The following is a 13,386-nucleotide window of genomic DNA, read 5'->3' as shown; positions in this document are numbered from 1 at the left end:
GTCAACGCATCCCCCTCCCGCCCCAGGCGTCAAATGGTTCCAAAGGCCCCTTTGGAGAAGCCCATGACCCAGCACGCCGTGGCCCGCCTCGAACAGCTCGACCCCAAGCGCCCCTTGCGCGTCCAGGCCGGCAATGAAGACATGATCCTCGTCCGCCAAGGCGATCAGGTCCATGCCTACCAGGGCAACTGCCCCCACGAAGGCGCGCCGCTGGAAGAAGGCGTGATCTGCGGCGGCCTGCTGGTCTGCCCCTGGCACAAGGCCGCGTTTGCCGTCGATGAAGGCGCGGTGTGCGAACCCCCGGCGCTGACGGGCCTGCGCCGGTATAGGGCATGGGTCAGGGAGGGTGAGGTATGGGTCGATGACCAGCCCTTACCACAGAACGACTCACCGCGACACAGCGATGCCCGCACCTTCGTGGTAATCGGTGCCGGTGCCGCTGGCTCGGCGGCGGTGGCCACGCTGCTCGACCACGGCTTCGGCGGGCACCTGATCTGGCTCGACCAGGAACGCCAGCCCGCTTACGATCGCACCGCCTTGAGCAAGTTCGTCATCGCCGGGGAGATGGCGCCCGACGAGGTGTCCGCCTTGCTGGAGCCCGATCAACTGCGCAAGGGCCATCTTGACCGGCGCTTCGGCAAGGTCCGTGCGCTGGATGCGAAAAAGCGCCAGATTACCCTCGCCGACGGCCAGCACATCCACTACGACGCTGCCCTGCTGGCCACCGGCGGCAAACCGTTGCGCCCGCAGCTGCCGGGCGTTGACCTGCCCGGCGTCATGACCCTGCGCTCGCGCGAGGATGCCGCGCGCCTGCTCGATGCCGCCGAACCTGGGCAGCCGGTGGTGATCGTCGGTGACGGCTTCATTGGCCTCGAAGCCGCGGCTGCACTACGCAAATATGGCGCGCAGGTGCATGTGGTCACGCGTCACGAAGTACCGTTGGCCAAACAGCTGGGCGAGCGTATCGGGCGCTGCATTCGCGAGCTGCATCAGCGCAAGGGCGTCGTGTTCCACGGCCCGACCGAAGTCGAGTGCTTTTTGGGTGAAGACAAGGTCGAAGCCGTGCAATTGGCCAATGGCGAGAAGCTGAGCACCTCTCTGGTGTTACTCGGAACGGGAGTAAAGCCGGCCACGGCGTTCGTGCAAGGTGTGCAATTGACCAAAGACCAGTCACTGCCGGTCGATGCCGAACTGCATGCCGCCGATGGGCTGTGGGCCGCTGGCGATATCGCCACCTTCCCCCACGCAGGGCAGCCGGTGCGCATCGAGCACTGGCGGCTGGCCCAGCAGCACGGAGTGATTGCGGCGGCCAACATGCTGGGTGAGCAACGCCGCTACAACGATGTGCCGTTCTTCTGGACCTACCAGCACGGCCGCACCTACGAGGTGCTGGGACATGCCCGGAATTGGGACCGCATCGAGTTCGTCGGTGAGCCGGAGAAAGGCGACTTCATTGCCCTGCAGTGTGTCGGAGACCAGGTCGAGGCAGCGATTGCCAAGGGTTACTCGGATGCCATGGCGACGCTGTCACAACGGATGAAACGCCCCCTTTGCTTGAGTGAAGCATTTGAGCTAATAAACAAGGGTGCATGACGACTTCCCATGCACCCAAGTGAGATTACCAACAGAACAATCAAGCCAGGCATGCACATGAAATTCCCGGCAAAACCGACAACCCTGCAATTATGCGCTCACCGCTGGCGCCTGATTTTGGAAATGATTTTCTTGACTAACTTTCTATTCAAATAGACAAATGTCCCCCCACTCGCTGTGAGGGCCGCAACTCCAGTCACAGGCACAGCGTACGGGCTGCCTTGCATTACATGTTTGGTGGCAAACCCTACAACCCACTCCACAGAAACTGTGGGCAAGAATGAGATGACCATTCGCACGGCGTCACGCCAGCCAATTTGTTGCGATGTTCCAGCTGCTATATGGGGATGCGGTAGAGCTGCTTCTCTATGTTGAGCCAGCGGAGCTACATCTTGACCTGACTCAACCATTGACCCTCTACCTGAATCGTTACTATCACGACGCGGAGGGGGCAGCCTCGCGCCCCGAAAATCCGGAAGTTCGAGTGCTTCAACCCTTAAGGCTTGCAGTTGGATTTCTGCTTGCGGAGCTTGAGCAGAACCACCAAATAGTCGGCGCTTGATATTCATCATCCATTGCGGCCAACGGCCAGTTGGGTCATACCTATTAATGGGATCCGCAAAGCAATAACTGTAGCTGTTCAATCCCCCTTTCCCAAATGGGGACAAAGCATCGGGTTGATTGAGTCGCATCGTGCGAGGATTGTAGTCACGGTTCCCATGGCCTAGTGGATAATTCCCTGTCAGCTTGTCCAGCCGCTGCCCCGTAAATGTTACCAACGTCGTCGACCTCTGAGGTTCCATGAATCCATAGGGAGAAAACATTTGAGCACGAGCCTTTCGACTGCTTCCCATGATGGTATTCGCTTGATCGCATTGAAACACTGCAGTGGCCGCATCGCGATTGCTTAACTGCCCGCAGGCAATAGCGCCGGCCCAAAGCAAGCGGGTGTTGGCAACACCCATTGCGATTGACAGGTTACTGCCTTGGTAAAAATAAAGTTCACATCGTGACGCTGTTTGGCGATTGTGCATGGCATTACTCCGCTGATTCATCTGCGATGGTGATCGACAGCGGTCATAACTGCTACTGGCAAAAACACCAGGTACTTGTTGCCGGGTCCGTGGTCTTCGTGGATACAGAGAACGCAACGATTGGGTCAACTCCCACACCGACGTGTCAGCCTTTCAAACCCCGTCGGTTCTGTGTAAAACAAGCGGATCATTCCCCGCAAAGGATACTCGGCATGATCTACCGTCCCCTGGGCCAATCCGGCCTGCAAGTCTCCGCCCTGACCCTGGGCAGCATGATGTTCGGCGAGCAGACCGGCACCGAGGATGCGCTGCGGATCATCGACAAGGCCTGGGACCAGGGCATCAACTTCATCGACACCGCCGACGTCTACAACGCCGGCCGCTCCGAAGAGATCGTCGGCGAAGCGGTGGCGCGCCACCGTCAAGACTGGATCGTCGCCGCCAAGGTCGGCATGGGCCCCACCGATGGCCTGCCCAACCGCAGCGGGTTGTCGCGCAAGCACATCTTCAATGGCATCGATGCCACGCTGACACGCATGCACCTGGACTACCTGGACATCTATTACCTGCACCGCGAAGACCACAAGGTACCGCTGGAAGAGACCGTGCGCGCCATCGGCGACCTGTTGCAGCAGGGCAAGATCCGTTACTGGGGGGTGTCCAATTACCGTGGCTGGCGCATCGCCGAGATCTGCAACCTCGCCGAGCGTCTGGGTGTTGCAAAGCCGGTGGTGAGCCAGCCGCTGTACAACATTGTCAACCGCCAGGCCGAGCCGGAGCAGATGACTGCCGCCGCGTATCACGGCCTGGGCGTGGTGCCCTTCAGCCCGCTGGCCCGTGGCGTGCTCAGCGGCAAGTATGCGCCGGGGGCAGCGCCCGAGGCCGGCAGCCGCGCGGCACGCCAGGACAAGCGCATCATGGAGGTGGAATGGCGCCAGGAATCGCTGACCATTGCCCGGCAACTGCAGGATTATGCCCAGGCCAAGGGCGTAGGCCTGGTCGAGTTCGCGATTGCCTGGGTGCTCAACAGCCAGCTGGTCAGCTCGGCCATCGTCGGGCCGCGCACCGAGGCACAATGGGATACCTATGGCGGGGCGCTGGAGGTGAAGATCACGGCGGAAGATGAGGCATTCATCGATTCGCTGGTGACGCCGGGGCATGCGTCGACGCCGGGGTTCAATGATGTGGCGCATTTTGTCAGTGGGCGGTTGGCTCGTCGTTGATCATTCTCTTGAACCGGCCCTTTCGCGGCTGAAGCCGCTCCTGCAAGGGACTGCGAATCCTTGTTGGAGCGGCTTCAGCCGCCAAGGGGCCGGTACAGGCAAAAAGACACTGGGGAGCTCTACGCCGGGGTCCCGGTCCCCCCTTTCCCCAATCATCCAGGTATTGTTCGCGCCATTGGTTTTCCTACCTCTGGAGCAACAATGAAACTCTTGCAACCCGTGCAGATCGGCCCCCTGACCCTGCCCAACCGCGTGTTCATGGCCCCGCTCACCCGCCTGCGCAGCCTGGAGCCTGGTGACGTGCCGACGCCGATGATGGCCGAGTATTACCGCCAGCGCGCCAGCGCCGGGCTTATCATCACCGAAGCCACGCAAATCTCCTTCCAGGCCAAGGGTTACTCCGGTTCACCAGGCATCCACAGCGCCGAGCAAATCGCCGCCTGGAAGGTCATCAACCAAGGCATCCACGCCGACGGCGGTCACAGTGCCGTGCAGGTCTGGCACACCGGCCGGGTTTCGCATACTTCGCTGCAGCCCGACGGCGAAGCACCGGTCGCACCATCGGCCCTGCCGGCCAACGCCCGCACCACCCTGCGTGACGAACAGGGCAACCTGATGCGGGTGGAGACCTCCACGCCTCGTGCCCTGAGCGAAGACGAGATTGCCGCCATCGTTGCTGACTTCGGCCAGGCCGCCGTCAACGCCCATGAAGCCGGTTTCGATTTCATCGAGCTGCACGCCGCCCATGGCTACCTGCTGCACCAGTTCCTTACCCCGAGCGCGAACCAGCGCGAAGACCGTTACGGCGGTAGCGTAGAGAACCGTGCGCGTATCGTTCTGGAAGCCGTGGACGCTGCGATCGCCAATTGGAGCGCCGAGCGCATTGGCATCCGCGTGTTCCCGCTGGGTGGTTTCAATGGCGTGGACAACGGCGAGGACCAGGAAGCCGCCGGCTTGTACCTGATCAAGGAACTGGCCAAGCGCAACCTCGCCTACCTGCACCTCTCCGAGCCGGACTGGGCCGGCGGCAAGCCGCTGCGCGATGAGTTCCGCGAACAGATTCGTGCCGCGTATCCAGGTGTGATCATCGCTGCAGGCGCCTATACCGCCGAGAAAGGCGAGGACTTGATCGGCCGTGGCCTGATTGATGCCGTGGCTTTCGGCCGCAGCTACATTGCCAACCCGGACCTGGTGGAGCGGCTGCGGTTGCAAGCGCCGTTGAACGAACACCGGGCGCAGTTCGACTATGCCAATGGGCCTGAGGGGTATACGGACTATCCGTTCCTCAAGCAGGCCTGATACTGAAAAGGGAGCCCGATGGCTCCCTTTTTTGTTGCCTGCGAAGAGGCCAGTGAGGTTTAACGCAATTCGGCCAATGCCCGCGCCGCATAAGCATGCGAGCGCAATCTGGCCAACGGATCATGGATCCGACAGTCGATCATCAACTCATCCGCCCCGGTCTGCTCGATCAACGAGCGCAGCCCTTCCCGCACCCGATCCGGCCCACCCGCAATGGTGCACGCCATCACTTGCTCCAATACCGCGCGTTCATGCCCCGGCAGACTCTGCACATACCCTTCCTGCGGCTTGGGCAGCAAGCCGAAGCGCCCGACATGCAGGTCCAGCATCCATTTGCGATGCGAGCTGGCCTGGTAATCGGCTTCGGCATCGCTGTCGGCGGCGAACAGGTTCACACCCACCATCACATACGGCTTGGCCAATTGCGCGGAAGGCTGGAAGTTGGCCCGGTAATGGGCGATCGCCTGCAGCAGGTAACGCGGTGCGAAATGCGAGGCAAAGGCATACGGCAGCCCCAGCTTCGCGGCTAGGTCGGCACCGAACAGGCTGGAGCCGAGGATCCACACCGGCACATCGTGTGCGCCCGGTACACCGCGGACCTGGCGCTTGCCGTTGTCGGCCAGGTAGTCGCGGAGTTCGGCGATGTCCTGGCTGAAGTCGCGCTCCGGCGCAGCACCGCGCAAGGCGCGTACGGTGGGCCCCGAGGTACCGGGCGCACGCCCCAGGCCCAGGTCGATACGGCCCGGATGCAACGTGTCGAGGGTGCCGAACTGCTCGGCGACCACCAGCGGTGCATGGTTGGGCAGCATGATGCCGCCAGCACCGACGCGAATGTGCTGGGTGGCATTGGCGATCTCGTTGATCACCAGCGAAGTGGCAGCCGAACCGATGCCGGGCATGTCGTGGTGCTCGGCGATCCAGTAGCGGCGGTAGTCATGTTGCTGGACGTGGCGAGCCAGCTGGCGGGATTCTTCGATCGCGTCGGCGAAGTTCTTGCCTTCGCCGATCATGACCAGATCCAGTACGGACAAGGCAGTCATGGGGTCTCCAGAGGGATTATCAGTGACGCCAGTGTCTGTGCTGCTGCGCCAGGGATAAACCCGAACTCAGGCACCAGATACGGGCCTGGCAGTCCCCAATCAGTCTTCCCAGGGCACTCCTTGCTCCCAGGTCGCCACCAGTAGGTCGATGAACCCGCGTACCCGTGGCGACAGGTGCCGCTTGCTCGGGTAGACCACGCGGATCGGGTCGGCCGGTGGGCGATAGTCATGCAGCACCTCCACCAGCGTACCGGCCCGCAGGTCATCGCCAGTGATATAGGTCGGCAGGTGAATCAGGCCGAAACCGGCCCGGGCGCCATCGAGCATCGCCTCGGAACTGTCGATGTTCAGCCGCCCGGGTTCCTCACACAGGTGCAGCCCTTCGTCGGTGTGAAAGCGCCACGGCATCGACTTCTCGCCACTGAGGAAGGCGATCTTGTCATGCCCGTAGAGGTCCGCCGGCACCTGTGGCACGCCGTGCTGGTGCAGGTACTCGGGCGAGGCGCAGGTGACGAACTGCTGCCAGGCGACCGTGCGGGTCAACAGCTGCGAATCTTCTTTCGGCGCGCCAATGCGTACGGCGACGTCGACGCCCTCCTCGACCAGATCGACATAACGGTCGGTGAAGCGAATATCGGCGCGCAGCTCCGGCCACTGCTTGAGGTAGGCATCCAGGATCGGCAGCACATGGCGCTGGCCAAACGATAGCGGCGCGGTCAGGCGCAGGGTGCCAGTAGGCTTGCCCCGGCGCAGGGCCATGGTGCTCTCGACCTCGTCCAGGTCATCGAGAATCTGCCGCCAGCGCTCGAAGGCCACCTGGCCCTCGTCGGTCAGGCTCAGCTTGCGTGTGGTGCGGTTTAGCAGGCGCACGGCCATGCGCGCTTCCAGCCGGGCGATGCTCTTGCCCACCGCCGAGCGGGTCAGGCCAAGGCTGGCTGCCGCTGCGGTGAAGCTGCCAGCCTTCACGGCACTCACGAAGGCGGCGATATCGCCGAAGCGGTTGGGTTCCATGGCGGGCTCCTGCGGATACGAAAGACCCGCTTAGATGGGTGCGATTTGCGCCATTGCAAGGGCTAATACCAGGACTTTGATGAGCAACAGATGCACAGGGTAGAACAGATAGCCCCAGCGCCGCACCGCTGGCACCGGCCAATGCTCGGCCCGCAGCAGCAGGCAGCCAACGGGAATCGCCAGCGCCGCAGCGGCCATGGTGATCAAGGTCACCGGAGCGCCGAGGTGTCCACGCAGCCAGCTGTTGGTCAGGTTTCCCGCCACGGCCAGCAGGCAAGGCAGCAGCCAGGCCAGTCCGCCCTGCCGACGCGCCACTAGCCAGCCGGCAGGTAGCATCACACCAGGCAGGCCGTACATCAGGCGCTCGCTGTAGAGTGCGGCGAGCAGAATGGCAGCAAGCCCGCCCAGCCGTACCCAAACCTGCTGATGATGCACACTCCATGCAACCAGCAGCCCCAGGGTCAGCGTGGGAATGATGCTGAAGGTCTGCGAGTCAGGGTCCAGCCAGCGATAAGGCGCTTCGGACAATACGGCGAACGCCAGCAACCAACCGAGGTAGCGCAGGTTGATATTGCCAGCACGCGCCACGTTGACCGCCATGGCCAGGCAGAACAAGGGAAATGCGAACCGGCCAACGATGAACAAGCCTTGTGCCGCAGGCCAGATGAACCGCACATGGTCGCCAATCATGGTCACGATCGCCACCCACTTGACCAGGTCCAGCCCCGCCGAGCGCACGCCTTAGTGCCCAGGCTCGCTGGCCTGCCCCAGGTATCTGCTGGTCCAGGCTGCCAATGGCAACGGCGGTTGCTGGTCGAGGATGCGCCGCCAGATCAGCGCCAGGTCGTCAGGGTTGAACATCGCGCCGCTGCCCTGCCACAGGCTTGGTCGGTCGACGATCCAGTGGCCCTGACCGTCACGGTGGGCCATGTTGAAGCGGAAGGTGTAGTTGCCCGGGATGCCCATGCGCAGGTCGGTGACCACCAACGCGTCACCGGCCTCGTCATAGCGCAGCCAATCGTCGGTGAACCAGCGCAAACGCTGGAGTAACGCAGAACCGCTCAGCGCCTTCGCCGCCTCCAGGTTCAGCGACAGACGCTGCATTTCCGGTGGTTCGCGGTCGAACGCGCTGCTGATGCCTTCGTAGTAATAGCCATCCGGAGTTTTCGCCAGCACCCGCCAGACCAGGCTGTTGAAGGCCATCGGCACTGCGCGCACTTCACTGACGATAATGCCCTGTGCATCGAGCGCGGTCTGCAAGCGCTGTTCGGCGGCCATGCGCCCGGCCAGGCCGAAGCCCAGGTAGGCCGTGCTGAACAGCAGTGCCAGGCCCAACAAGCGTATTGCCCTGCTTTGCAGGCCCTTGAATGCCGTGTAGATCACCGCAGCCAACAGTGGCACGGTATAGACCGGATCGATGATGAACACCGCGGCCCAGCTCAGCGGGGTGAATGGCAGCGGCCAGAACAGCTGAGTGCCGTAGACCGTGAACGCATCGAGGATCGGGTGGGTGACCAGCACCAGCCAGAACGCCAGGAACAGACGGGAAAAGGTGTAGCCCTTGTGGGGCCAGCGCGTTCGGGCGAGCCAGTTGACCAGCCAGGCCAGCAGCAAGGCGAGCCCGGTGAGAACGAAGAGCGAATGGGAAAAGCCGCGGTGATAGGTCATCTGCGACACCGGGTCGGCATAGCGGATAACCACGTCGAGGTCCGGCACGGTGCCCAACGCGGCGCCGTAGATGAGCGAGCGACGGCCCTGGACGCGGCCGAGAACCGTGCCTTGCAGCGCTGCGCCAAGCACGGCTTGAGTGATGGAATCCAAGGTCAGGCTTCCTCAGTGGCAATGAGGAAACCTAACCCTCCACACCCAGGTGACGCAATCGCTGCTGTGTGACAACAAATGGCTGACGATGCCTCAGAACAGCTGCCAGGTGTACACCAGCGTCAGCCGGTTTTCATCGATGTCACTGCGATAGTTGGACCGCGCCATGGCATTGCGAACCCTGATACCCAGCCCCTTGAGCACGCCGCTCTGCACGGCATAACCAATATCCAGGTCACGCTCGCGGTCCTTGCCTTCATAACCCTGGCCGGTGTCGACGTTGTTGCCGGTGATATAGCGCACTGTCGCCGTCAGCCCTGGCACGCCCATCGCCGCAAAGTTGTAGTCATACCGCACCTGGTACGAACGCTCGTCGGTGTAGGCGAACTCATAGGTCGGCACTTCGTTGCCCAACGGGGAGATGTTGGCAAACACCCGTGGGAACGGGCTGTCGCCATAGATGCCCTGGTAGCCGGCACCGAAGCTGTGGCCGCCGAGCCGGGCAGTGAACATGGAGAAGAACGCCTGGTTGTCGATCTTGCCCAGCAGCGCATCACCATCCTCGTGGGCGGTGAAATAGCCAAGGTTGGCGCTCAGCACCCAGTCCCCCATCGGCTTGCTGTGCTTCAAGCCCAGGAAACCCTGGTGGTAGATGTCTTCAAGCTGCCCATACCAGAGGCTGACGCTGCTTTGGTTGGCGTTGAACGCGTAGTCACCGCCCATATAGTTGAAGGCATCGCTTTCGGCCTGGCGCTGGGGCACATGGCCAAGCATGGCGTTCATCTTGCCGTCGCCGCCCTCATTGCGCAGGTGGGTGCTGGTCAGGTGCCCGGCCTGCACGGTCAGCCCGTCGATTTCTGCCGAGCTGATGCTGGTGCCCTGATAGGTCGGCGGCAGCAGGCGGATATCACTGAACGTCAGCACCGGCAGGTTGGGCTGCAATTCGCCCACGCGCAGCTCGGTCTTCGACAGCCGGGCCTTGAAGGTGGGCGCGATGCGGCTGTACTCGTCGGCGGCGCGACCATCGCCATGCACCGGCAGCAGGCCGGAGTTGACCCGGTCCGGGCTGCTGTCGAGCTTGATGCCGAGCAGGCCCAGGGCATCGACGCCGAAGCCGACCGGGCCCGGCGTGTAGCCGGACTTGAAGTCGAGGATGAAGCCCTGGGCCCACTCCTCGGCCTTGGACTGCTGGTTGACGCCGACGATGTCGGAAAAATCACGGCTGAAGTAGTAGTTGCGGGCGCTGAGACTGGCTTTGGCATCCTCTAAGAAGCCGCCTTCGGCAGCGAGCAAGGAAGGGCTGAGCAAGGTCAGCCCGATGGCGACGCAAGGGGTGTGGTTCATTCCGAAGCTCTCTTGATCTTGTTGTTATGGATAAAGCGCGGGGAACACGGGTTTTCAGGGGATGCGGCGCAGCACCTCGCGGGGTTGCGGGCGGCGCAGGCGCAGCAGCCCATGGGCCAGCAGGCCGAACAGCAGCCCCCAGAACGCTGCCGACAGGCCCAGGAAGGACACCCCCGAGGCGGTGACCAGGAAGCTGAACAACCCGGCATCGCGTTCGCTGGGTTCGGCCAGGCTGCGCGCCAGGGCCTCGCTGATGGCGCCGTACAGGGCAAGCCCGGCCAGCGCGGCGATCAACGCGGCCGGGAACGCGGCGAACAGCGACATCAGCGTCGCCCCGGCAACCCCCAGCAGCAGGTACAGCGCACTGCCGGCGAGCGCCGCGATGTAACGCCGACGCGGGTTCTCATGGGCTTCATGCCCGGTGCACAGGCTGGCGGTGACGGCTGCGAGGTTCAGGCCATGGCAACCGAACGGTGCGAGCAGCGCGCCGGCCAGTGCGCTGGCACTGATCAGCGGACTGGCCGGCGTGGCGTAGCCTGCGTTGCGCAATACCGCCATGCCCGGCATGAACTGCCCGGTCAGTGCGACCAGCACCATGGGCAACGCCAGGCTGAAGGTTGCCGCCAGGCTGAACTGCGGGGCGATCCACTGTGGCGAGGCCAGTTCCAGCACCAGCGCCTCGCTGCGAAAGGCACCGCTGGCCACGGTCACCAGAGCGCCGACACCAAGCACTGCCGCCACGGCATACCGCGGTTGCAGCCTGCGCATCAGCACGTAGGTCGCGAACATCGCCAGCACCAGCAGCGGCTGCACCGGCAGTGCCCGGAACACTTCGGTGCCGAAGCTGAACAGGATGCCGGCCTGCATGCCCGCCGCGATGGAGCCAGGCAGGTGCGCGATGATGCGGTCGAAGGCCCCGCTGATGCCGATCAGCAGCAGGACCAGGTTGGCGACCAGATACGCACCTACGGCCTGTTCCAGGCCAAGTTGAGGCAAGGCGGTGACCAGCAGCGCCGAACCCGGGATCGACCAAGCGATCACCACCGGCACCCGGTAATGCAGGCTGAGTACCGCACCGAGCACGGCGCTGCCCATGGACACGGCCCAGACCCAGGACGACAGCATGCCGTGGGACAGACCGGCGGCTTCGGCGGCATGGAAGATGATCACCAGCGGGCCGGCGTAGGAAATCAGGGTCGCGATGCAGCCGGCGACCAGGGCTGACAGGGACCAGTCCTTGATCAGGGTTTTCATGAGACGTCTCACAAGGCTTCGGCCGGCCTTGTTGGCTGGCTCTTGTTCTGTGTTGGCTTCTTCGCGGGCAAGCCCGCTCTCACAGATTCACCACAAGTCTCAAGGTCTGCGCCGTACCTGTGGGAGCGGGCGTGCCCGCGAAGAAGCCAGCGCGGTGTTTCAGGCCTCTTGCAACGCTCGCGGTCGCCCGCTGCGCTGTTCGTCCTCGGTCCCGTGCGCCTTCTGCAACTGGAAATCGAACTTCAACTCGGCATGGCGCCCTTCTGCCCCTTCATGGAACACCACCTCGCCCACCAGCCCGTCACGGGTGGCGTAGGCAAAGTCATCCCACAGATACTCGTCCCCGGCCAGGTTGATCTGGGTGGTCAGGTGGCGGTGCCCCGCTGCCGAAATGAAGAAGTGCACATGCGCCGGGCGCTGGCCGTGGCGGCCGAGCAGGTCCAGGCATTCCTGGGTCGGGCCCTGTGGATCACAGCCATAACCGGACGGCACGATGGAGCGGGCGCGATAACGGCCTTCGGCATCGGTGACGATACGGCGGCGCAGGTTGTACTCGGACTGGCTCTGGTCGAAGAACGAGTAGGTGCCACGGGTATTGGCATGCCACAGGTCAACGATCGCTCCGGCCAGTGGCTGGCCTTGCGGGTCGAGCACCTGGCCCTCGAGCAGCATGACGGTCGCCACACCCTCCTCGCTGCCGTCGTCCATGCGCACTTCACCCTGGGCCAGCGGCGCGCCGGCCACGTACAGCGGGCCTTCGATGGTGCGTGGCGTGCCGCCGGTCAAGCCGACTTCGGCATCCTTGGCATCCTGCAGCAGGTCGAGGAAGTGCTCGATGCCCAGGCCTGCCACCAGTAGCCCGGCCTCACCGCGACCGCCCAGGCGGTTGAGGTAGTCGACGGCGTGCCAGAACTCGTCCTCGGTGATTTCCAGGTCCTCGATCAGGCGTGCGGTGTCCTGCAGCACGCGCTGGATGATGCGCTTCAGGCGCGGGCTGCCTTCGTCATTGCCAAAGCCGGCGGCTTCTTCGAAAAAGGCCTGGATATCGGCAGTTTGGGAAATCTTCACGGTCATGATGGATACCTCATCTTGTTCTTGTGCAAAGGGTTGAATCAGCGGTCGTCACTGTGGATCGACGATGGGTGGCGGCACAGGCCGTCGACCTCAATGTCCATGTACGGAAACAGCGGCAACTGCATCAGCGTGTCGTGCAGCGCCTCGACGCTTTGCACGTCGAACACGCTGTAGTTGGCGTAGTGCCCGGCGATGCGCCACAGGTGGCGCCAGGTGCCCTCGCGCTGCAGACGCTGGGCCAGCTCCTTCTCGTCGGCCTTCAGTTGCGCGGCCTTGGCCGGGTCCATGTCGACCGGCAGTTTCACGGTCATCTTCACGTGGAACAGCATGTTGTTTTCTCCTGTCTTGCAAAGTGTTCAAAGGCGGGCACGATCCCCTGTGGGAGCGGGCTTGCCCGCGAAGCAGACAACGCGGTGGATGGCACCGGCTCTGCCGGTGTTCGCGGGCAAGCCCGCTCCCACAGGGGGGTTGTGTGTTCTTTCAAGCGCGGGCGAAACGCGCCAGGCGTTGTTCGTCCAGGGTCAGGCCCAGGCCTGGCGTACGTGGCACATGCAGCTGGAAGTCGTGGTACTGCGGTGGCTCGTTGACGATCTCTTCGGTCAGCAGCAGCGGCCCGAACAGTTCGGTGCCCCAGGTCAGCTGGCGCAGGGTGAGGAAGGCATGGGCCGAGGCCAAGGTGCCGATCGAGCCTTC

13 protein-coding genes are annotated in these 13,386 nt (G+C 63.3%); 3 read left to right on the top strand and 10 right to left on the bottom strand.

What is annotated here, in order from left to right:
- The first annotated feature begins 63 nt into the window (after positions 1-63).
- Positions 64-1,593 (top strand): FAD-dependent oxidoreductase, encoded by a 1,530-nt coding sequence (locus ACLEJU_RS13540; RefSeq protein WP_435424564.1) that lies wholly within the window; start codon positions 64-66, stop codon positions 1,591-1,593.
- A 98-nt stretch (positions 1,594-1,691) separates the two neighbouring features.
- Here ACLEJU_RS13540 and ACLEJU_RS13535 read toward each other — a convergent pair whose 3' ends face one another.
- Entirely contained in the window at positions 1,692-2,627 is a 936-nt protein-coding gene (locus ACLEJU_RS13535; RefSeq protein ID WP_435424563.1) for an RHS repeat-associated core domain-containing protein, read from the bottom strand.
- A gap of 212 nt (positions 2,628-2,839) precedes the next feature.
- Between ACLEJU_RS13535 and ACLEJU_RS13530 the strand changes: the two genes are divergently transcribed.
- Positions 2,840-3,850, top strand: coding sequence for an aldo/keto reductase (locus ACLEJU_RS13530; RefSeq protein WP_435424562.1), 1,011 nt, complete (start codon positions 2,840-2,842; stop codon positions 3,848-3,850).
- A 201-nt stretch (positions 3,851-4,051) separates the two neighbouring features.
- Positions 4,052-5,149, top strand: coding sequence for an alkene reductase (locus tag ACLEJU_RS13525; protein WP_435424561.1), 1,098 nt, complete (start codon positions 4,052-4,054; stop codon positions 5,147-5,149).
- A gap of 59 nt (positions 5,150-5,208) precedes the next feature.
- On the opposite strand, the gene ACLEJU_RS13520 is transcribed toward ACLEJU_RS13525, so the two are convergent.
- The 9 genes from ACLEJU_RS13520 to ACLEJU_RS13480 all read right to left on the bottom strand — a co-directional run.
- Positions 5,209-6,189 carry an LLM class flavin-dependent oxidoreductase gene (locus tag ACLEJU_RS13520; RefSeq protein WP_435424560.1) on the bottom strand — a complete coding sequence of 327 codons (981 nt, stop codon included), beginning with the start codon at positions 6,187-6,189 and terminating at the stop codon, positions 5,209-5,211.
- Positions 6,190-6,288: 99 nt separating this feature from the next.
- Positions 6,289-7,200, bottom strand: coding sequence for a LysR substrate-binding domain-containing protein (locus tag ACLEJU_RS13515; protein ID WP_435424559.1), 912 nt, complete (start codon positions 7,198-7,200; stop codon positions 6,289-6,291).
- 30 nt (positions 7,201-7,230) lie between these two features.
- Positions 7,231-7,938 (bottom strand): TraX family protein, encoded by a 708-nt coding sequence (locus ACLEJU_RS13510; RefSeq protein ID WP_435424558.1) that lies wholly within the window; start codon positions 7,936-7,938, stop codon positions 7,231-7,233.
- A 3-nt stretch (positions 7,939-7,941) separates the two neighbouring features.
- Entirely contained in the window at positions 7,942-9,021 is a 1,080-nt protein-coding gene (locus ACLEJU_RS13505) for a metal-dependent hydrolase (protein ID WP_435424557.1), read from the bottom strand.
- A gap of 93 nt (positions 9,022-9,114) precedes the next feature.
- Positions 9,115-10,365 carry an OprD family porin gene (locus tag ACLEJU_RS13500; RefSeq protein ID WP_435424556.1) on the bottom strand — a complete coding sequence of 417 codons (1,251 nt, stop codon included), beginning with the start codon at positions 10,363-10,365 and terminating at the stop codon, positions 9,115-9,117.
- Positions 10,366-10,419: 54 nt separating this feature from the next.
- Complete coding sequence (locus ACLEJU_RS13495; protein WP_435424555.1) at positions 10,420-11,619, bottom strand: benzoate/H(+) symporter BenE family transporter; 1,200 nt, start codon at positions 11,617-11,619, stop codon at positions 10,420-10,422.
- 159 nt (positions 11,620-11,778) lie between these two features.
- A complete protein-coding gene (catA, locus tag ACLEJU_RS13490) occupies positions 11,779-12,693 on the bottom strand; it encodes a catechol 1,2-dioxygenase (protein ID WP_435424554.1) in 915 nt (304 codons plus the stop codon).
- 38 nt (positions 12,694-12,731) lie between these two features.
- Entirely contained in the window at positions 12,732-13,022 is a 291-nt protein-coding gene (catC, locus tag ACLEJU_RS13485; protein ID WP_435424581.1) for a muconolactone Delta-isomerase, read from the bottom strand.
- A 151-nt stretch (positions 13,023-13,173) separates the two neighbouring features.
- Positions 13,174-13,386 (bottom strand): enolase C-terminal domain-like protein (locus ACLEJU_RS13480; protein WP_440776683.1); only part of this gene is annotated, 213 nt, incomplete at its 5' end.

Origin of the sequence: Pseudomonas sp. SMN11 (genome assembly GCF_052041945.1) — a bacterium.
Lineage (GTDB): Bacteria > Pseudomonadota > Gammaproteobacteria > Pseudomonadales > Pseudomonadaceae > Aquipseudomonas.
The sequence above is the reverse complement of the archived record's forward strand: the minus strand, read 5'-3'. Positions and strand labels throughout refer to the sequence as shown.

What these genes read in the sequence shown, in the direction of transcription:
- ACLEJU_RS13500 (WP_435424556.1), bottom strand. Translation starts at nt 10,365, where the DNA reads ATGAACCACACCCCTTGCGTCGCCATCGGGCTGACCTTGCTCAGCCCT.
- ACLEJU_RS13520 (WP_435424560.1), bottom strand. Translation starts at nt 6,189, where the DNA reads ATGACTGCCTTGTCCGTACTGGATCTGGTCATGATCGGCGAAGGCAAG.
- ACLEJU_RS13530 (WP_435424562.1), top strand. Translation starts at nt 2,840, where the DNA reads ATGATCTACCGTCCCCTGGGCCAATCCGGCCTGCAAGTCTCCGCCCTG.
- catC (WP_435424581.1), bottom strand. Translation starts at nt 13,022, where the DNA reads ATGCTGTTCCACGTGAAGATGACCGTGAAACTGCCGGTCGACATGGAC.
- ACLEJU_RS13495 (WP_435424555.1), bottom strand. Translation starts at nt 11,619, where the DNA reads ATGAAAACCCTGATCAAGGACTGGTCCCTGTCAGCCCTGGTCGCCGGC.
- ACLEJU_RS13540 (WP_435424564.1), top strand. Translation starts at nt 64, where the DNA reads ATGACCCAGCACGCCGTGGCCCGCCTCGAACAGCTCGACCCCAAGCGC.
- ACLEJU_RS13515 (WP_435424559.1), bottom strand. Translation starts at nt 7,200, where the DNA reads ATGGAACCCAACCGCTTCGGCGATATCGCCGCCTTCGTGAGTGCCGTG.
- ACLEJU_RS13525 (WP_435424561.1), top strand. Translation starts at nt 4,052, where the DNA reads ATGAAACTCTTGCAACCCGTGCAGATCGGCCCCCTGACCCTGCCCAAC.
- ACLEJU_RS13535 (WP_435424563.1), bottom strand. Translation starts at nt 2,627, where the DNA reads ATGCACAATCGCCAAACAGCGTCACGATGTGAACTTTATTTTTACCAA.
- catA (WP_435424554.1), bottom strand. Translation starts at nt 12,693, where the DNA reads ATGACCGTGAAGATTTCCCAAACTGCCGATATCCAGGCCTTTTTCGAA.